General features: G+C 42.3%; 12 protein-coding genes. 9 read left to right on the forward strand and 3 right to left on the reverse strand.

Annotated elements, in window-relative coordinates:
* From V6W81_RS06300 to V6W81_RS06320, 5 genes are all read left to right on the forward strand, one after another.
* Window positions 1-5691, forward strand: a complete 5691-nt coding sequence (locus V6W81_RS06300) for a dockerin type I repeat-containing protein (protein ID WP_338542129.1) — start codon at window positions 1-3, stop codon at window positions 5689-5691.
* Window positions 5688-7346, forward strand: coding sequence for an S-layer homology domain-containing protein (locus tag V6W81_RS06305; protein WP_338542131.1), 1659 nt, complete (start codon window positions 5688-5690; stop codon window positions 7344-7346). Before V6W81_RS06300 ends, V6W81_RS06305 begins: the two co-directional genes overlap by 4 nt.
* 425 nt (window positions 7347-7771) lie before the next feature.
* Window positions 7772-8008 carry a hypothetical protein gene (locus V6W81_RS06310; protein WP_128100726.1) on the forward strand — a complete coding sequence of 79 codons (237 nt, stop codon included), beginning with the start codon at window positions 7772-7774 and terminating at the stop codon, window positions 8006-8008.
* Window positions 8009-8233: 225 nt separating this feature from the next.
* Complete coding sequence (locus V6W81_RS06315) at window positions 8234-9286, forward strand: flavin-containing monooxygenase (RefSeq protein WP_338543956.1); 1053 nt, start codon at window positions 8234-8236, stop codon at window positions 9284-9286.
* A 55-nt stretch (window positions 9287-9341) separates the two neighbouring features.
* A complete protein-coding gene (locus V6W81_RS06320) occupies window positions 9342-9689 on the forward strand; it encodes a hypothetical protein (RefSeq protein ID WP_338542134.1) in 348 nt (115 codons plus the stop codon).
* 96 nt (window positions 9690-9785) lie between these two features.
* Here V6W81_RS06320 and V6W81_RS06325 read toward each other — a convergent pair whose 3' ends face one another.
* Both V6W81_RS06325 and V6W81_RS06330 read right to left on the reverse strand, forming a co-directional pair.
* Window positions 9786-10442, reverse strand: coding sequence for a hypothetical protein (locus V6W81_RS06325; RefSeq protein WP_338542135.1), 657 nt, complete (start codon window positions 10440-10442; stop codon window positions 9786-9788).
* Between the two features lie 361 nt (window positions 10443-10803).
* Complete coding sequence (locus V6W81_RS06330; RefSeq protein ID WP_338542136.1) at window positions 10804-13923, reverse strand: glycoside hydrolase family 2 TIM barrel-domain containing protein; 3120 nt, start codon at window positions 13921-13923, stop codon at window positions 10804-10806.
* Window positions 13924-14045: 122 nt separating this feature from the next.
* On the opposite strand from V6W81_RS06330, the gene V6W81_RS06335 reads away from it, so the two are divergent.
* Window positions 14046-14870 carry an AraC family ligand binding domain-containing protein gene (locus tag V6W81_RS06335; protein WP_338542137.1) on the forward strand — a complete coding sequence of 275 codons (825 nt, stop codon included), beginning with the start codon at window positions 14046-14048 and terminating at the stop codon, window positions 14868-14870.
* Window positions 14871-14900: 30 nt separating this feature from the next.
* Here V6W81_RS06335 and V6W81_RS06340 read toward each other — a convergent pair whose 3' ends face one another.
* A complete protein-coding gene (locus V6W81_RS06340; RefSeq protein ID WP_338542139.1) occupies window positions 14901-16940 on the reverse strand; it encodes a helix-turn-helix domain-containing protein in 2040 nt (679 codons plus the stop codon).
* Window positions 16941-17213: 273 nt separating this feature from the next.
* Here V6W81_RS06340 and V6W81_RS06345 point away from each other — a divergent pair, with 273 nt between their 5' ends.
* The 3 genes from V6W81_RS06345 to V6W81_RS06355 all read left to right on the forward strand — a co-directional run bounded on the left by V6W81_RS06345 (window position 17214) and on the right by V6W81_RS06355 (window position 20828).
* Window positions 17214-18434, forward strand: coding sequence for a metal-dependent hydrolase family protein (locus V6W81_RS06345; protein ID WP_338542140.1), 1221 nt, complete (start codon window positions 17214-17216; stop codon window positions 18432-18434).
* Between the two features lie 35 nt (window positions 18435-18469).
* Window positions 18470-19636 (forward strand): hypothetical protein, encoded by a 1167-nt coding sequence (locus V6W81_RS06350; RefSeq protein WP_338542142.1) that lies wholly within the window; start codon window positions 18470-18472, stop codon window positions 19634-19636.
* A gap of 274 nt (window positions 19637-19910) precedes the next feature.
* Window positions 19911-20828: an AraC family transcriptional regulator gene (locus tag V6W81_RS06355; RefSeq protein ID WP_338542144.1), complete on the forward strand. Its 918-nt coding sequence runs from the start codon at window positions 19911-19913 to the stop codon at window positions 20826-20828.
* Window positions 20829-20841: the final 13 nt, after the last annotated feature.

Consider the following 20841-nt stretch of genomic DNA (forward strand, 5'->3'; position numbering starts at 1 on the left):
ATGATGATCGATCGTCGATTAAAACGCGGCATAGCTGTATCCCTTATTCTAGCGATGCTATTCACTCTTGTAAGTTTCCCATTGAGTGCAGATGCAAGCAGTGCGAATTATTCAATTGCAAACGACTTTATGAAATATTCTATCAATTCAAAAACAGGTGGATTTTCGATTGAAACCGTGGATGGTCATCCACAAAAAGCGTTTGACAACAATATTCCGCTTCTCTATAAGGAAGATACGGCAAGAAGCAACGGAACATCCTTTACTACCGTTCGTATCGATGGAAAAGATTATATTTTCGGTCAGGAATATGGATGGTTCGGAATAGATACTAAGCTTCATGAACCTGTTGTCTCTGAACAAAATAGACTTTTGACGATTGCATGGGATATCAAGGGTTACACGATCACACAAAAGGTTTCCATTTCTACTGACCCTAATAACTCGCGGGTTGGAAACGTTGGTATTTCATATGATGTGGTCAATAATAATAGCAAAGCCGGAACGGTAGGTATTCGTCTCCTTCTAGATAACGCGCTTGGTTCAAATATTGATGCACCTCATGTGCTCGTGAATCCAAAACAACCGACCATCGTGGAAACAGAATACAGTGGTGAAAACCTGCCACAACAAATTAGATATGTGGATTCTCTTTCAGCTTCAGACAAAATGGCCTACGCCCTTTTGTCTGGTTGGAGTGGGAACAAAGATGTAAATGTGGATAAAGTTATTGTTGGACATTGGGTTAATCTTGCAAATACAAGATACGATTATACACCGAATCCTAACGTTGACTTTACGAACTATTCAAACAAATATTTAGTGCCTGATACGGCAACAGCATATTATTGGAATGAAAAACCGATTGAGGCAGGCGAAGTGAGAATTTCAGAATTGTTATATGGTGTGGGTAACTTTTCTGATCAAACACAAAAGAAAGAGGTAGCAATCGGGATCCAGACAGATAAAGTTCAAGTGAATGAAGGCAAAGATGGATATCTAAACGATGGTAAGTTTAAAGCAACAGTAACCATTGATAATAGTGTTACAGGAGCTAAAGAACTAATAGAACCGGTGGTTACCCTTACTCTTGATGAGGGACTTACTTTTGCAGCGACGAATACAAGAGAATATACGGTGAGAATTTCTGGTGGATTAAACATTGGTACTGTATTTGACATTCCCGATCTAGAAATCATAGCAGAGAAACAATCCATGATTACGGCAAAGCGATTAATAGTTTCGTTAAACGCAACGGCAATTATGGATTCAAGCACACATAAATTGGTTGAGTATAGTGCGAATTCAAACATTTTAATTCCCGCGATTGAAGGGGAACTTCCTAATGTCTCATTGAAACATATTTTTCCTTCTGCAGTTTTTCATGAAGGAGACAAAAATATAACCGTTTCTGGAGATATGAACGAATTGAAACAAGCGATTACAGGAATTGATGGATGGGATCTTTATCTTGTCTCTGCATCAAGTGGTGCAACTACGTTAATCGACAAAAGAAAAATAAGTTTTGTTGAAGATGGTCAAGCCCTTTCGTTCTCGACAAATGAAAATTTGCCCGTTGGAAAATATAACATTGAATTCAGATTTACAAATCAACAGTTAATCAGTGCGTTTAAAGAAAAGATTATTTCTACCACTCAAATAGATGTAACTAATAATCTGGCGGATAAAAGTGCAAGCTACGGAATTGTTTCACTAGTTCGAATAACAAACTCTTCTAATAATAGACAGTTATATGATTATGTTAATTTTGAAAACGAAGATGTAATGAAAAAATTTATCGAGGGTAACATCACTAGAAATGGTATTGTTCATAACAATATAAAATATGTAGAAGATGAAACCGAAATTCTATTGACCGTTCGTGGGAAAGTCAGGCTAATGGGTACGGGTGTTAATCGATACTACTCTGCCAGTAAAGCCGATGGCGACATTACGATTAACAACATTTTGACGTATGATAGCAACACGCCACTCAAGATGACGGTTACGGACGTTGGCGCAAAATTAGAAGGCGATGGCACCATAAAAGTCATAAACTCTGTTAATGTATGGCATAATAAATGGTTTTTTGAAGTTAAAAATGGAGTGAAATACAGCTTGGATGGTGAAGCTGTTTCCGAGGATGAGGCTAAAGCATTAGAACTGAAATTTGGAGATGCAGGTTCTATGCTACAAAATATTGCAGGATTTTTAATTAATATCAAGTACGGTGTCATGACTCAGGATAAGGAAGACTTCGGAATTAGCTTCGGTGGAAAGATTTCAATGCCTTTAAAAGCAGCAGATAAAAATAATGGTGAAGAGCATTATGACTACAAGGGCTCCCTTACTGCCGAGATTAGTGATATCCGCTATGGTAGTAAAGATAAGAAAATCGGTTTTATTGGTGTCAATACAACACTAGCTGTAGCTCTGCCAGAAGATATATTAGGTCCATTAGTAGGAAATAAAGTGGGTGCTATGGCAGAAGTAACAATAGATACGATTGATGGAATCTATAAACTAGATTACGGAGTTGCTCTTACCATGCTAGAAGTAGAAGGTTCGCTGGCATTCAAAGAGGTTCCTATCAATAATGTTCCGTCTATCATGCTTGACGAACTTACATTCTTCTTGGCAAGTAATACGACGAAAGTTCCGATTGTTACGCCATATGTATTTATGACAGGTCTTGGTGGAGGTTTCGGAAATCTTGCAGAGACCATTTCGGGAACATCAGACGGTAAACTTCCCCCCATCACACTTCATCTTCAAACAAGGTTATTAATTAATCTGGTTATTGTAGGTGACTTCAAGCTGGAAGCAAAACTATCCGGTCTTAGTCTTGAAGGTACGGGTCGGTTGGCAAAAGATGATGAAGGAAGATTACTTAATCTTGAAGCAGGAATGAATGTTCAGTGGATATCGCCATTTCAGCTAAATGCCTTTGGTAATATTAGTATTCATGCCGGGGCGGTTCGGGGTGGTATTACGATTAAAATTACTGAAGATTATTTCTATGGTTATGTATACGCAGGATTCTATATTCCAACTTCAGTCCCCATCATAGGAGGAAAGGAAATTGGAGGCGTTGAGGCAGCTGTTTCATCTGACTTTGTTGGTGCAAACATGAAAGTCATCGGCGTGAAATTTGGCTTTATCTATTATTGGGATGGCGATTTTAACTTTGGTAGTTCCATCAATCTCGCTTCTAGAGGAAAAGCTGTACACTATGTTCACTCGGAAGAACTGGATGCGAACGGAAATCTTGTGCCTACCACTGCATTATATGGAACGAATATGAGAAGGCTCACGACAAAGGAAATAGCTAAAACTAGAGCCGGAGATGGCATTACAAAAGAAGTGATCCCAGCATCAAAAGATTCACTACTGTTTGAAATCCCACTTCGTGGCCATGTCAAACCTTCTGCATCTGAAATCATAGTCACTAATCCAGCTGGTACTAAATTGACAATGGTTGAAGACGATAATAAGGGAAATGGAAACTATCTTGTTCAATCGATGAATGGTAAAAATACGTTGTATATTTCAGTGATTGATCCAGCACTTATTGTTGGTGGTAACTGGTCCATTTCAGTGACAACACCAAATGTGTATATCGACAATTTTGAAGTGAACAGTGTTGAAAATATCCCGGAGCTTACAGGTATTAAAACTACGCATAGTAATAATACGAGCCGTGAGCTTGATGTGTCTTGGACAACGGACGGACAAAGTGCATATTCAGGAGCAGTTAATGTCTATGTCACCAAAGATCCATCCATTATGCAAAGCATTGAATCAGATAACATGCAAGACACATCATCATTAATTAGTATTGGTAATCTTGAGCTAGATGAAATTAAATCAGGTTCTCATGTCTTTACACTTCCGGAGTCTTTCCCTGAAGGGAAGTATTATGTGGTTGCAATGCTTGTTAATCACCTGGGTGGAATGAGTAAGCAGATCACTGCATCTCCAATCACTTTTACCAATCCATTACTTCCACAAGAACCTAAATCAGTATCAGCGGAATACAGTGGAGATGGATACGTGAAAGTTAACATCAATGGAAGTGACCAAACTGCAACCCATTATTTTGTGGCGATTGAAGATGAGAACGGGGTTGAGATTGAGAATTCCTTTGGTCAGTTTCCTATAGACAGTGAAATTAAGTTGAAACCATTAGAAGACCAAACCAACCTCCCTCTATTAAAGGAAGGCAAGAAGTATTTTATCAAAGTAAAATCCGTTAGAATTGTCGAGTCAGCACTTAATGCTACGGAATATTATAGCTCTACCAAGGTTGCATCATCGCAAAGCTTTGTTATGCCTGCCATGGGTAAACCTAAGCTTGTCAGTGTTGAAACCAATATCGACAAATCAAAAGAAAATTATTATTTAAGGACTGGACAATTAGAGGCAACGTACACGTTCGATCGACCGGTCAAAATGACATTGACCCTGAACAAGGAAAACAAGAACACGCCTGAAGAATTTAAGACGGTTTGGTCATTTGAAGAAAACCTTGAAGACGGTGAGAATTTGATTGACTTTACTGCAGTTAGTGAAAATCATGACACTATTCAAGGTAGCAGATCATCAGGGGCAATAGGTGTTACTGTTGATACAAGTGCACCGATATTACTTTTAGGTGAAGAAGTAGAGCCAAGCCTTGATAAGGAGCCGGTAGATAATACAGTCAGCAATCAAGTTGTTTTTGTTAGTGCGGACTCAAGCTATAGCTTCCATGGGCTAACAGAGGTATCTGCGTCATTAACTTTAAATGGTAGTTCAGAAGGTATTGTGATCCATCCAGACGGGACATTTGTCGTTAATCGTAAGAGTTCAAGTCAAGAACCAAACGAAACTTTACAGCTTAAAGCAGTTGACAAAGCTGGAAACGAAACGGTTGTTCCCGTTTATCTTGTGAATCGTGAATTGTCAGAGTTTGAGAGTATTAAACTTATATCTGACCTTGAGAACTCGCAGAATCAACCTGATGTGATCGAACTTGGGATTGGCGGAAAAACAGTGCTTTCTGTTAAAGGTCTTCGTCAGGGTGGCGAATTGGACTTAAAAGAAGAAGATATTGTATGGGATGTTCTATATAATCAGAACATTATCAAGATTTCACAGGATGGTACCATTGAAGCTTTGGCTCCAGGCGAAACGGCAATCAAAGTTGGTTATAGACTTTCTGCTTTTGAAGATGAGAATGGGAAAATAGTCTATAAAGAACTGTCAGATGTAATCAACATTCATGTGAAAGATCTTGGATATCGTTATGAAGTTCGGCAATCACAAGGATTCTCGTTGTTCACCATATATACGGAGATCAATATGGGTAAAGCAACAGTTGTGATTGATGGCAAGAAACAAACGCTCTTGTATGACAATCTTAAAAAAGCATATATTGGTTCTTCAAGAGAACTTGTCACGGGTGAACAATTAACAGCCAATCTTGTTTTTGAACCAACGTTGAAATCTCCTAATCTTCTTCGTGGAGATACGAATGGTAGTGGGGCTGTAGATCGAGCAGACGTTCTGGCGACGATAAAAGCGATATTAAATAATGTATACAATGGCTTTAATTCTTCTGAAGACTGGATGAGATCTGATATAAACGGTGATGGTGTTGTTGATATTGTAGATGCACAACTCATACTAATGGAGGCACTGAGACGATGATGAAACAATTGAAAGTGATATTGTGCATGCTACTTCTGGTAGCTATTCTACCATCATACGTCTACGGGGCAGACGATGCTGCTGACCTTAGTTATCGTGTGGACATCACAGTAACTGACAGCTCTGGTTCTCCAAAATCTTCATTTGATGTTGGAGAGAACATATTTGTGAAACTAAGTCTTGCATATACTGGTGCGGGTAAAGCGCCGGTATATGGTTTTCAAGGAAAGCTACACTTTGATTCTTACGTTGTAAAAAACACGAGTGTCAAAATGGAAAAGGACATTTCAATGAATTATTCCTATGGTGACATCAATTATGTATTTCTCGATATGACCGCCAACGGTAAAGATGATGAAATTATGAAAAATATCGGAACTGCTGTCTTCCAAGCTAGAAATAACGGAACGTTCGATTTTTCTTTAAGTAACTTTCTCATCACGAATAAAGATGCAACCCTGAGGGGAATTGAACCGTTTGAAGATGTACAAATTGTGGTCGGTTCTGGTGTAAAGGAAATCTCTAAGTCTTCACTATATGAAGACATTGAGGCTGCAAAAGCTTATCTTGCTTCAGTTACGATTGCGGATAATCCCAAAGTCATATATTATCCAGACTTTTGGTATACAACAAAATCCGCTCAAAATCTAAGAAGTGCGATTTCTAAGGCTGAGACTGTCTTTGAGAATGAAAACGCGTTGGATACGGAAATTTCTGAAGCAATAGATTTGCTTGAGATTGCATTTTCTAATTTTAAGAATTCGAAAATTGTAGGCCCGAAACGTTGGGTTATCACGGACGAGGATTCTAACGCTTCTAATGGTGGTTCTAATGCTTCTAGTGGTTCTAGTGGTTCTGGGGGCCCTAAACAACATCAGCTTAACTATACGGTTAACGCTTCTGTAAAAGGCGGGAATGGTAACATTGCTGATGGCTTTGAAAATCAAACGATTCGTGCATCAACCTCTGCCACGATCAGAGTGATTCCTGATGAAGGGTATGAAACAGAATATATCATTGTCAACGGCGAAAAATTCATAGGTCGTGACATTTATACCATTCCAGAGATTAGTCGTGACACAACTGTAGTTGTTACATTTGTAAGAAAGACTCCTTTTACAGATATAGCACATGACGATTGGTTCTATTTTTCTGCAAGATATGTTTACAATGCGGGGCTATTCACAGGAACTTCTGAAACAGAATTTTCACCCTCAAGGAACATGAGTCGTGCAATGCTTGCTACTGCACTGTATCGTATGGAAAATCAACCTAGTGTTAAATTTGCAGATGTGTTCTCAGACGTTCAAAGTGGTCGTTGGTATTCAGATCCTATTATTTGGGCAAACGAAAGCAAAATCGTTAACGGATATGGTAAGGGGATATTCGCTCCTAATGTTTCAATCACTCGTGAGCAAATTGCGGTTATGCTCTATCGATACGCAGAGAGTAAAGGGTTGAACCTGCAGAGCGAAATTTCAACTCTTAGCTTCAAAGATGCAGATAAAATTTCAGCCTTTGCCAAAGAGTCAATTCATTGGGCTGTGTCAAAGGGCATTATGAATGGTAATTCTGATCGTACTCTGAATCCTTCCGGTCTTGCAACCAGAGCAGAAGTTGCTACGATGATTCAAAGGTTCAAAGAATTAGAATAAATTGAACTAAGATTAGTTAAATATAGAAGCATTTTAAATTGATATAAACCAAACTGACATAGAGCTTTTCTTTGTCGGCTTGGTTTTTTTTCTGTGAACCTTCAATTATAAAAGCTATGTTATTCTATAATATGGAGAAACAGCGTGAGAAGGCGCGTGTACCACATCAAAACGTCAATAGCTAACGCAACTGTTTAAAGAAATGAATGGATCGCTTTAATAGAACTGCTATAATTAGTTGAAACATTCTCTGATGTGGTTTCGTAACTTAAGTAGCATTCAATCTTTTACATATTATTATATAATTTATTATCTTAAGGCTGCTGTTGGTGGAATTAGAGTTGTGAAAAAAGATGATATTCTATGAAAAGCATCTACAGGTGAATAGCACGGGGTAAGATAAACGGAATAAAGGAGGAAGTTCGTTGAGAAAAAGTACGAAATGGGTATTATGGATATTAGGTTTAATGCTCGCTGCGATTTTTATTAATTTTTACATGAATCTATATAGCTTGGGTTTTGCTTTAATTGGGGTGCTGTTTATGGTATTTACGGGATGGGGCTTTCTGGTCAAGCTGAAGAATGACGTTCGCCAGCACGAGGATCATCATAGAAGAATGCATGAATCTGTGAACGATGATATTGAGAGGTACACCAGGTAAATTAACGATCTAGGTACCTGACATGAAATAAGAGGTACTAAGCCCGCGTAACAAATTAAATCGTATAATGAAAGAGTAGGGACTCCCGTTAGGGAGTCTTTTTAACTTTATAGGTTGAGAATAAAAAACTTTTATGAGAATTACATATTGCTCTACAAAGAAAATATAAGTAATATAAACATATGAATAAGTGCTCATGTATTTAAGTGTAAAATGATAATGGAGATGATACATATGTACGATGTATTGGTAATCGGAGCTGGGCAAGCAGGGTTAGCAGCAGGTTATTATCTCAAACAATCAGGTTTAACCTTCTTGATCGTTGATGCTGGAAGGTCTATTGGACAATCTTGGCGTAACCGGTACGACTCTTTGCAGCTCTTCACTCCAAGAATGTATGATGAGTTACCTGGAATGCAACTGGAAGGAGATCGTCATGGCTTGCCGAGTAAAGATGAAATTGCAGATTATTTTGAGAAGTATGCTGAACAAATGCAGCTTCCGATCATGTTGAATTGTGCAATTACCCGTCTCTCTATAGAAGATGAAGTTTATTATGCGGAAACTACAGCGGGAACGATTACAGCGCGCGATGTTATCATTGCAACTGGGCCTTTCCAGGTTAAAAATGTACCTAGCTTTGCGAATTCATTATCTGAAGAAATTGTTCAACTTCATTCCTCGGAATATAAAAACCGCTCTCAATTGGTTCCGGGAACAACAGTTGTCGCTGGTGGCGGCAATTCAGGTGCCCAGATTGCAGTAGAGTTAGCATCAGATGATAGACAAATAGTGTACATATCCCTAGCTCGACAGATCACATTTAAGCCATTACATATCATGAAACGAAGTATATTTTGGTATTTGGAAAAGAACGGATTGTTACGTGCGGGTACTGAACGTATGAAGGGGAAGTGGTTACGCAATCAGCCTGAGTATGTATACGGCTACGAGTTAAAAGAGCTGATTGCCAAAGGCCGAGTGAACATGCGTCCACGTGTTACCAATGCGATAGGGGATCGTATCCTATACGAGGATGGTAGTGAGACGCGGGTCAACAACATTATTTGGGCAACGGGTTTTCAGCGTAATGATCGTTGGATTGATGTTCAAAATGCTTTTGATTCCGATAGGGGAGTCTTGCACGAGGGAGGCGTATCGCCAGTTGCTGGTCTGTACTTTGTAGGATTACCTTGGCAAACATCACGTGGTTCAGCGTTGCTAGGCTGGGTTAAATACGATGCTGAGAGCATCGTGCATGCTGTCCTTCAGAGGTAAAACGAACGAATATGACATCTCATATTTTGGGTAAATACCTAAAAGGAGGGATCATATGAAACGAATCAAAATGGCGTGCATGATTTGTAGTCTATTACTAGTATTCATTTTATCAGCTTGTGGTGACGATAATATTCTACACGGGAAGAGTGACCACTGGGATGTGTCCCTTCAGAGATCAACAGGGGTTTATAGTATTACTTATATCGGTGATGAAACGTATATAAGAGATTTTGTATTTGATCTTACCGGCACGAATATAAATCAACAGGGCAGTTCACTCTCAGAACAAAAGAAACCATTTAAGATGTCGGGAACGATTACGAATACGGAAGACACGAAAGATCCTCTTGAATTCAAAATGAGTTGGAATAATCAAAGCGAGAGTGTAACCTTTGAGTAGCTCTCGCTTTGGGAGGTGTTACAGTTTGGAGTGGTCACAACTATGGATTGCGTGGGTATGCATGTATAATGGGACGGCTTCTTGCACTTGTGAGACTTACTCCACCGTTGTTATTTCAAAAACAGACGTCCCATCATTTTGAACCTGGAAGCGATATTGAAATCCATCTCGTATTGTTGTTTCATCAAACTCACTCTGATTCACATCACGCTCTAACAATCCGATATCCTGAATAACGTCTTGCGCATCATTATAGGTGTACTCACTGTGCGTGGTTAGAATGAGCGTAGCGATGGCAGTCAGCAGGACGCCACGAGTCGGTTCATTGACATTGCCAGTTCCATATAGCTTAATTTCCTGTATTTGTTCATCTGCATTGACTATTCCGATCATGCGTAATTCATCATTGAATGCATACTCAAAAGTGGGAGTGGCCTGATCTGTTGATGACTCATTCATCGTCAGTCGGGTAATCGCTAGCCCATTTAATCGGTATTTACCTACGGCAGCATTAAACTTATTTCTAAAATCATTGGCAGTCATCTGAAATCCAGTATGATCCGTTGGGGTGGAATGATCAGCGTTTTCCCCGGTTGAATCGGTACCGGGAGCCTGTTGCTGTGCTTGATCTGGACCAGGCTGTGTAGTGTTCGAGGATAGAGCTAACATACCATACATACCTATGGAAGCCATCGCGAAACATAGTGTCGTTAGGATAATATGCTTGATGGTTACCTTGTTATGTTTTCTCATGGATAAGATCATAGATATAAGAAACACAAAGAATGCCAATAAGCCAGTGATCCATATTACGGTAAACAGAACTTGCAAATTCTCACCTCATAATAGATTAATGATTAATATCATGTTTGTCCCATCACTCATTATAATGTTTCTTCGATTAACTTTAAACTGAGCACGTATGCTCGCGCATCACATCGTTCACATTACATATCTAGCATCACGCATTGTGCGGCAAAGCATCTCATTTCACATATCCAGCGTCTCGCATCATATATCAATCATCAGTTATTCAACATCACGCGAAAAAAAGCACTACTGGCATACGTCCAGCAGTGCTATTATTGGTGCTTTCCTCAATTACATCTTTTTGTTATACAGGTTTAACCGTAAAAGTGAAGTGGTATGCACGATTAGCGGGCAATGTATATTCCGCATGAGTTGGCGCACCCCAGCTATCGTCACCGCCTACGCCCATTTGTTTGTAATTGATGCGAGCGACCGTTTGCGTGCTCTGAGGTAGTTTGTACACATGGTCATGTGTCTCAAGTTCCTCAGGAGTCCACGGCAATGCATTAATCTCGAACGGTGTTGCTGATTCGAAGCGGACACCGGTTGTGTTATTGCTTGACGTAATTTCAGCATAGCGTACATCGGTTTTGTTACCGCATTCCTGTGGTCTCAGGTACGGAACGAATTGATCGCGAACGGCTCCAGTGTAATATCCTAATCTTGCACTGGTCAGCCGGTCTGCATAGTTATCGTGTGGCCCTCGACCATACCAAGCGATTGTATCCAGCTCGTTATTCAGTTGAAGCAGCATGCCGAACTCCGGTAGCTCGGGTAATCCTTCACCTGGAATAAGATGCTGCTGTATTTCCAGCGTGCCATCCGGGAACATCTTGTACGTAATGGACAATGTGCATCCTGGATGTGCATTCCACGTATAATCGCTTGTCACGATGCAGTTTTGTTCATTCACTTGATGTTCGAAGCGAATTAATTGGCTAGTCGCGTGAGCATCTTTCCAGAAACCGGAACGCTCTGGCAGACCGTTACCTAGATCATTGTCTGTCACAGCACGCCAGAAATTAGGCCGGACGGGTGCAAGGAGCTGCTCCTGCTTGTTGAGCTGATAGGAGGTAAGCGCGCCTGTAGTTTGATCAAAAACAAACGATACATGGTCACTACTTACGCTCAACTCGTTCTGCACATCCTCTACGAGTAACGATATACCCTTGCCTTGGTCTGCTGCCCTGGTTGGTTGTAATCTTGGCGATACAACGAACTGATCCCAAGCGACTTCATGACCCTCGCTTGCCCATTTGGTTGCAACTTTGGTCACGAGAGACACGGTTAATACCGCTTCTTGGAACAGACTTGCCGATGGTGTATAAGGAATACGAATTTCGCTCGATTCTCCAGGTGCCACGGCAATGTCAAGTTGACCGTTCTCAACAGGCTTACCATCGTGTAATAACGTCCATACAAGATCATATTCGCTCAGATTGGTGAACAGGGAGAGATTGCGGATACGCAAGATACCCTCCTGTACATTCACGGCTTCCATGCGAACATTCTGATAACATTTCTTCACTTCTTCAAGCTTCGGTGTAACAGAGCCATCTGCTAGGATCAGTCCGTTTCCGCAGAAATTCCCATCATGCGGCGATTCTCCGAAGTCCCCACCATAGGCGAGATATTCAATCCCATCTGCTGTAGTTGTGAGCAGCGCCTGGTCGATCCAGTCCCAGATAAAGGCTCCCTGTAATATGTCATACCGGTCAAATACATCCCAGTATAAGTGTAATCCACCACATGAGTTACCCATGGCATGGCTGTATTCACAGATGATATACGGTTTCTTCGGCACCTTCAGCTGGGCATATTCCTCAACTTGTTGAGGTTTGATATACATGGTTGACTCGATGTCACTTGCTGAATCCGAAGGACGGTAATGGAACGTTCCCTCGTAATGAACAAGTCTTGTTGGGTCAGACTGCTTCAGATAATCGTACATAGCAATGAAGTTGTCGCCACCGAAGGATTCATTACCCAGCGACCAGATGATGACGGACGGATGATTTTTGTCCCGTTGGAACATCGAGTTACAGCGATCTAACACATTCTCTCGCCATTCTGGCTTGCTTGCAGGAATGTTGTTCTCATTCAGTTCCTTTTGTCCGTAGTACCATGATCCATGTGTCTCCAGATTCGTCTCGTCAATGACATAGAGGCCGTACTCATCACACAGCTCGTACCAGAGCGATTGGTTAGGATAATGAGAGGTACGCACGGCGTTAACATTGAAAGATTTCATCAGCTCAATGTCACGGATCATGTCCTCAGCGGTAATCGCACGTCCTGTTTTCGGAGAGAATTCATGGCGATTCACGCCTTTGAAAACAATGCGTTGACCATTGATTTTCATCAAACCGTCCTTCAATTCAAACGTGCGGAATCCAACGCGGGAACGAACCGCCTCAACTGTTTCACCATGGCCTGCCTGTATGGACAGAACTAATGTATATAAATTGGGGAATTCTGCACTCCATTTCAGTGGATTGGTTACCTCTGCAGATAAGTGAATGCTTAGTTCGTTGTTATCATTTGCAAAAGAAACAGCCGCTTGTATTGGTTGATCCAGCACCGCTTGCTGCTGTGCATCATAGAGCTGTGCCTGCACGCTCATTCCATCTGTAACGCTGGCATTGTGATTGAACAGTTTCACATCGATCTGTAGCTCAGCATCCTGATAGGCTGCATCAAGGTTAGTTTGTACGAAGAAGTCAGCAATCTGAACCGGTGAAGGAGAATACAGATATACGTCACGGAAAATACCACTCATTCGCCAGAAGTCTTGATCCTCCAGCCAGCTTGCATCACACCAGCGGTATACTTCTACGGCAAGTGTGTTCTCACCATCATGTAGATACGCGCTAACATCAAATTCCGAAGGCGTGAAGGTATCTTCGCTATAACCGACTAATTCACCGTTAACCCATACATAGAACGCAGATTCAACCCCTGCGAAATGGAGAAGAACAGGGCGATTCTTCCAGTCTGCAGGCACGGAGAATGTTCTAATATAAGAACCAACAGGGTTATAGGTTGTTGGTGCGAATGGTGATTTTAATTCTGGCTCACGCTCTGACCATGGGTAACGGATATTCGTGTATTGTGGATAATCATAGCCTTGAAGCTGCCAGTGCGAAGGAACCGGGATCTCGTCCCACTGGCTATAATCGTAATTCGTCTCGTAAAAGGACGCGATTCGAGCATCTGGCGTTTCCGCAAAAGCAAACTTCCACACTCCATTCAGGGACTGGTACCAAGGAGAAGATGTTGCTTTATTGTTCAATGCTTCCGCAACAGACGGAAATGGCATCATTGAAGCATGTGCATTTAATCGACCGACTTGAAAGGTCTCAGGATTATTGTTCCATTCAGGATAACCATTGGCTGGAGGGGTGTAGTTCAATTTGTTTCTCATCACAGCAGCTCCTTCAATAATGTTATAATATTGTCATTATAAAATTGAAAAGGCACTTATGAAATAAAGAATATTGCCCACATCTATCACAATATGAAACTAAATGACAAGGTGGTGAACCGGTGGAAACTCAATATAGGTTTGGGAAAACAGATGAGACCTCTCGTTTGCCGATTTATATGACTACAGTGGGGTATTGGGAGCATCAGAAGGAGACGGATCGTCCGCAGGGTTTTCCTGACTATCAGATCCATCAAGTCATTGAAGGGCAAGGGAAACTGATCATTCAGGATGAGGAGCATCTAGTCGGCCCAGGTGATGTATTTTTCCTCTATCCTGGCATTCCGCATCGTTATATGCCCATGAGTGAGCGCTGGGAGCTGGCATGGATTTCCTTCCAGGGGAGGGAGGCTAGTGAATTGCTCTCGTATGCAGGAATTACCCATTCGCGCGTATGTAGATTGAGGTCTAACATGCTATTACAGGGACTACAACACATGCTTGTGAGAGAAGAGAGTGTAGAAGATACCGACTATGAGATTGAATGCTCCAAGTGGTTGTACGCGCTGCTGCTTGATCTTAAACCAATGCTTATCGCTCCGGCTAATCACAATGATGAATTACAGCGGTTAAATCCCGTATTGCGATATATCGCTGAACATCTAAATCAATCGTTGTCTCTAGCCGAGCTAGCCGAAGTGGCCGTGGTGTCCCCGCAGTATTTATGTCGATTGTTCCAGCGGGCATTATCCACCAGACCGTTGTTCTATGTGAATCAACAGCGTATTAATCGCAGCAAGCAATTGATGTTTAGCGAGATGCAGCTGCGAATATACGAAATTGCCCATCGGGTTGGGTACGAGAATCCGAGTTACTTTTGCGCCATGTTCAAAAGGCATACCGGCATGAGCCCGGAAAGCTTCCGTAAGCTACATGGATTGCAATGATTTCGTTCACATCCTATTCGCTCATTCAACTTATATAGAGGGTGTATGTGTAACGGCGTATACTTCGCTTAAATGAAACGCCAGATAGATCTTCATCCAGCCTTCTGAATCATTCAGATCTACACCTAGAATTTCTTCTATTTTACGTAGGCGTAAATAAAGTGTATTGCTATGAATATGCAATCGTTCGGCTGTAGCCTGAACGGAGCGGTTCTCGGAAATATAGGTTTTGAGCGTAAGTTCAAGTTCACCAGATTTATGCTGCTGGAGCGGTGCTAGAACTTCATGAATATAGTTTTCAATATCTGACGTCTCTTGATTGAGGAAGAGCTTGTTAATGCCAATATCTTCATAGAGCATCCTGCCTACCTTATTGCGTTTCAGCAAAAATGACAGTGCGCGCGCAGCCTCGTCATTGCTCTTGGACACATACTCCAGACCACGGTACACGCCACCGATTCCCATTAAGAGTTGCGGTGTCTTAGAGGTGGTCCATTTCTGTATGGCTACTTCGAGTGTGTTTATGACATGCAGCCGGATTTTGGGATCGGAAGCGGCGGCCAGGATCGTTATTTTATTGTGTGTATTAAATAGAAGATACTCAGTTGTACCTAACTCCTTATCAATAAAGCCAATGAGCTTACGAACCCAATTTTCCGTTGTTTTCATATCCAGATGCTCACTCTGAAGCTGAACTTGAATGACGAATAGGGATTGATGCGCTGGTAAATGAAAGCCGGCGAGCCTGCTCTCTAACTGCTGAGGTTCCCGATATTGAACGAGATCAGCGAAATAATCCTGGTTTTTGCGATAAGTCATCTCTGTCAGGGAGTAGGTATTCATCATATTCAGTGTGACAATAGCTCCGCCTTGTTCCAGAATAACATGGTCAAGCTGGCGCAGAGGATGATGTAGCTCAATGAGGAAACAACCGAGCACAAGCGCACCATATACGATCGGATATAGATATACGTCGGAATTTCCGTCTCCAGGCAATGTCATGGGGTCGAAGTTATTCTCTATTAAACTATAGATATTGACCTCATGAAGCATTGCAGTCTCCGGTATCGTAGGATACCAATCACTTCTCGCCATATCAATATAATAGGTAGGCAAGTTTAGCATCGAACCTACCTTCTCTATGGTATGCCCTAAGGAACCATGTTCAATGGAAAGTTTGGTGAACTGATTATGAAGTTCATTACGGCTGACGAGATAACGGTTCTTCTCCAGTAGCTCAGAGTACATGGTGGCGTTGGAGATGGCAATCGCGGCTTGATCCGCAAATCCTTGCATCACGTTCAGGTCATGCGGGGCAAAACGCCTGTATTGCGTGAATTGATAGACAAGCATGACCCCAATTTTACGCGTGTTCATCGTGACTGGAACAGCAATCATGCTTTTAGCTACACTACCGTCAGGTAATGCACTAACAATAATGCTGGCATTCTCCGGATTAACGTTAGCCATATCCCTGTATGCCTCTTCCGGATTACTGTATATACGGCCGATGCCTTCCTCATATACCTTTCCAGTAATTCCTTCATCAATCTCCCCTTGATACTGAAACACACTATCTTGAAAACCAACCTTGGCTCTAGGAATCATTTTGCCTGATTCGGGATCGACCATCATAAATAAACCACAGGATAAGGATGGAATTACCTTAAGCGCGTTCTCCATAATTTTCAGCAAGAGATCGTTTAATTCTAGGGAACAGGTAAGCTCTCTCAGCCCCGTCATCCATCGCTCATTATGTACACGCTCCTTCATGATCTGCTGTTTGAGCAGCTCTTCTCGGATCAAGGATTCCAGACGTTCACTCTGTAAGAGGGTCAGCTGCTTCTGGGTATCGACAGCCACACGGATATTGCAATGGGATAGAAATTCAAACGTATATTTAAATATTTTCCACTCTAAGCTTAGAGAACTTTCCTCGATATTGTCAGGCATCTCTCCTACAAGCAGCCAGTTATTCCACTCAACATCATAATCATCCTTGAGCCATATGCCGTACCGACAGGGGCCGAAGCTATGTGTCATAAAGGAATGAATCGTCTCATTCATCATGGGTATTACTCCTTTCGTGTGCTAATACATCACATTAGTCATATCAATTTTGAATAAAGCATCTTCTTCGCTGTGTATATCACTAGTGTTGTCCATATAAAACTGTTGGTATCAACAATGACATTATACATTTGCAGCTTATATAATGTCAGTAACTTTAACGCTATACAATTTCAAAGTGTTACAACAGTATAGCTTTAACTTGAATAGGTACATCACGTATCACTCATTACGATGATGCGTAACCAAATCTGAAAACGAGGTGGAGTATTGATGAGTTCAATGATTGCTTTTACAGGTGCATTGCTGATAGATGGACAAGGCGGAGAGCCTGTTTCCGATAGTGTGGTTCTGGTAGAGAACGGTAAGATTAAAGAAGCAGGTGCCAAGGCAACTGTACAGATCCCAGAAGAAGCTCAGGTTGTCGACGTAACCGGGAAAGTTATCATGCCAGGATTGATCGATGCACATGTTCACGTACACGGAGCGAAGAATCTGAACATGGCTGCGGTGGCTCTTGAGCCAAATGAACTTCAGATGGGGAGAGCGTTACAGGATCTACCGAAGCTGATTAACGCAGGTTTCACAACGGTTCGGGATGTCGGCAGCCATGTTGCTGTGTATATTCGTGACCTGATCCAGGAAGGCGTCGTTAAAGGGCCGCGGATCAAAACGTCTCGTCATATGCTCAGTCAGACGGGTGGACATGCAGATATTCATATGATTCCAACCGAAATGAATATTTTCACGACATGTGACGGTGTGCCAGAAGTTATTAAGGCCGCACGCACGCAGTTTCGTGAGGGTGCAGATTTTATTAAAGTGTGTTCCACAGGTGGGGTGTTATCGGAGAAGGATGATCCACGCTGGTCACAATTCCGATTAGATGAACTGAAGGCGATTGTGTATGAAGCTGAGGCGGTACAGTCGTATGTAGCATCACATGCACAAGGGACGCAGGGAATTAAAAATGCGTTGCTTGCAGGTGTGCGTACGATTGAACATGGAATCTACATTGATGAAGAAGGCATTGGTATGATGCTGGATCAGAAGGCCATTCTCGTTCCAACACTAGCTATCGTGCATCGGATTATCAAAGAGGGGCATAAATACGGTGTACCTGAATTTGGAATTCGCAAAGCAGAGCGTGTATACCAAGAGCATATTGAAAATATGATCATTGCACACAAAGCGGGTGTAACCATCGCAGCGGGTACGGATTTCTGTACGTGTGCACCGGTAGAGCATGGCGGTAATGCACTCGAACTGCGATTACTTGTAGATGATGTTGGCTTCACGCCAATGCAAGCCATTGTTGCTGCAACGCGAGATGCTGCCAAAGCGATGCAGATGGAGGAGGAGATCGGTACCCTTGAGGCAGGCAAGTCAGCAGATCTGCTGGTACTGAATGTGAATCCGTTGACAGATATTAGTCTGCTTGAAAATACAGGCCATATTGAGCAGGTCTATCTATCAGGTGAACGCTTGAAGTAAGATGCAGACAACGTAGAGAATGGGGAGAAGTCACCATGTTTAGTCAACCGATTTATATCGCCACGATATTACTCGTCATTTTAGCTATTGGAGAATTAGTCTCCATCTGGTCGAAAGCACGAATTCCTTCCTTGCTCGTTGTTCTAATCGGTTATCTACTGCTGAACTGGGCTGGGTTCTTTCCGCAAGGCGTGGTGTCAAGCTCTGCACTGAGCGCGTTCGGGGCGCTGATGGTGGCTCCACTTATTGTGCACATGGGAACCTTGATTCCACTGAAATTGATTCGTTCGCAGTATAAAGCGATATTGATTTCACTGTTCGGATCACTTATTGCTACAGGCCTCATTTTGTTGATTGTAACGCCATTTTATGGTTACCCTACAGCTGTTGCCGGGTCAAGCCCAGTGGTCGGTGGGATTATCTCTTATCTGATCACGGCTACCAAGCTGCAGGAGATGAATCTCGCGCATCTGATTACAATTCCGGCTGTTATTCTTGGTATTCACTCACTCGTGGGCATGCCGCTCGCAACCAATTTACTTCGGAGGTATGCACTGAAACTACAGAAGCAGGGCGCTTTTGAGAACAAGACTCCATCGCCAGGAAACGTAAATATTAAGGAAGCGAATGTGAAAACATTTCTTCCACAGCGTTTCCATACCGCTCCGATCTTGCTATTATTCTTATTCATTATGGGCAGTCTGTCCATCTTTCTTGGCAATGTAACCGGGCTTAGCTACAGTATTTGGGCGTTGCTGTTAGGTGTTATTGGCCATCTTGTCGGGTTATTCCCATCACGGATTCTGGATAAAGCTAGTACGTCAGGCATTGCTATGATCGGTCTGATTATCGTGGTGATGACAAGTATGGAGTCGATTACGTTGGATGCAGTGGTCAGCTCTATTATTCCCGTATTGTTCATTATCGCAGTCGGGGTGGTTGGGGTAATGATCGGGGGATTCCTTGGCTCCAAGCTATTCAAATGGGACCCGCTGAAAGGTCTGCCTGTGGCGTTAACAGCTCTATTTGGTTTTCCGGGGGACTACATTATCTGTGAAGAAGTGAGTCGTTCCGTTGGGCGTGATGAGAATGAACGTCAAGCGATTCTGGATGAGATTTTGACACCGATGCTGGTCGGTGGATTTACAACAGTCACCACAGCTTCTGTGTTAATCGCGTCAGTATTGATCAAAACACTATGAGTACGTGAACCAAAGCGGAGTTGTTAGTTCAATCCCTTTTATAAAATTGATCTTCTCTTCATCCTAATTTCAGATTCTATTAAGGTTCGAAGACTAATATAAGTCTTGTAAACCCCTTCTCGTGTTAAATAGATGTGTGACTGGCTCCGCCCGGATCGTCCGGCGGGGCATTTTTTTTGTTTCATGGCTGTGTAGGGTTACGTGATGATGATATGATAGAAGCATACATAATGGATATACAGAGCAGAGATATGAATAGGAAGGAAGGGTTCTCATGGATGTGACGCTCCATACGATGTTTCGACCAATCCAGATCAATGGTACGGATGAGCAATCGTATTATGTGGAGAGAATGCCTTCTGCTGATCTAATGGCGTACATTGCTTGCTATTGGGAATCAGGATTTTTCTCGAATAGAGAAGAGAGCATGTTGCCTAAACAGGTGAATGGAGTACCCACTCGGGTATTGCCGGACGGTTGTACGGATATTCTGATAACATATGATGCGGCTCAGTCGAAGCATACGTTATCGTATTGTGGGAACTACACGCAGCCCTTCATGTTTCCCCAGTCAGTGGGTGTAGTTCCGTCAGGGGATTATACGTTTGGTGTGCGCTTTTTTCCGGGCGGTGCACGTTCATTTCATGGATTGCCGCTGGATACGTTCACAGATCTGAGAATCCCTCTTGAGGAGTGCTGGCCTACCCAGGTGGATGAACTTCGGGAACGCCTGGCTACAACGAATAGCTTTGATGAGCGAGTGCGAGTCATGGAGGGGACATTGAAACGGTTGTCGGTACGTATCTCAGCATATGAACAGGATCTGATGAAAAATGTTCTGCACCGCATATTCAGTGATGGCGGTAGCATGAATGTACATGAACTCGCCATACGTGAGGTTGTGAGTGAGCGGCAATTACATCGTAAATTTGCAGGCTGGATTGGCGTTAGCCCGAAGCGATTCAGCGAGATCGTTCGTTTTCACCGTGTGCTGGCGAGCATCCATCAGAATCCGGCGCGTGACTGGGCGGCATTGGCGGTTGAACATGGATTCTACGACCAAGCACACTTGATTCGTCACTTTCGTAAGTTCTATGGAGAGACGCCACGGACTGCTGCTAAGGAACATCATTTGATGATGTCCGATTTGTACAATAGATTGGACAAGCCCTCGGTTATACTTAAATCTTAAGATGAATAATAAA

The sequence above is a fragment of the Paenibacillus tundrae genome, from assembly GCF_036884255.1.
In the GTDB taxonomy this organism is placed as follows: Bacteria; Bacillota; Bacilli; order Paenibacillales; family Paenibacillaceae; genus Paenibacillus.

Excerpts from the sequence above, each read along its gene's own strand:
- V6W81_RS06300 (WP_338542129.1), top strand. The coding sequence starts at position 1 with ATGATGATCGATCGTCGATTAAAACGCGGCATAGCTGTATCCCTTATT.
- V6W81_RS06305 (WP_338542131.1), top strand. The coding sequence starts at position 5,688 with ATGATGAAACAATTGAAAGTGATATTGTGCATGCTACTTCTGGTAGCT.
- V6W81_RS06315 (WP_338543956.1), top strand. The coding sequence starts at position 8,234 with ATGATACATATGTACGATGTATTGGTAATCGGAGCTGGGCAAGCAGGG.
- V6W81_RS06320 (WP_338542134.1), top strand. The coding sequence starts at position 9,342 with ATGAAACGAATCAAAATGGCGTGCATGATTTGTAGTCTATTACTAGTA.
- V6W81_RS06325 (WP_338542135.1), bottom strand. The coding sequence starts at position 10,442 with ATGAGAAAACATAACAAGGTAACCATCAAGCATATTATCCTAACGACA.
- V6W81_RS06330 (WP_338542136.1), bottom strand. The coding sequence starts at position 13,923 with ATGAGAAACAAATTGAACTACACCCCTCCAGCCAATGGTTATCCTGAA.
- V6W81_RS06340 (WP_338542139.1), bottom strand. The coding sequence starts at position 16,940 with ATGATGAATGAGACGATTCATTCCTTTATGACACATAGCTTCGGCCCC.
- V6W81_RS06345 (WP_338542140.1), top strand. The coding sequence starts at position 17,214 with ATGAGTTCAATGATTGCTTTTACAGGTGCATTGCTGATAGATGGACAA.
- V6W81_RS06350 (WP_338542142.1), top strand. The coding sequence starts at position 18,470 with ATGTTTAGTCAACCGATTTATATCGCCACGATATTACTCGTCATTTTA.
- V6W81_RS06355 (WP_338542144.1), top strand. The coding sequence starts at position 19,911 with ATGGATGTGACGCTCCATACGATGTTTCGACCAATCCAGATCAATGGT.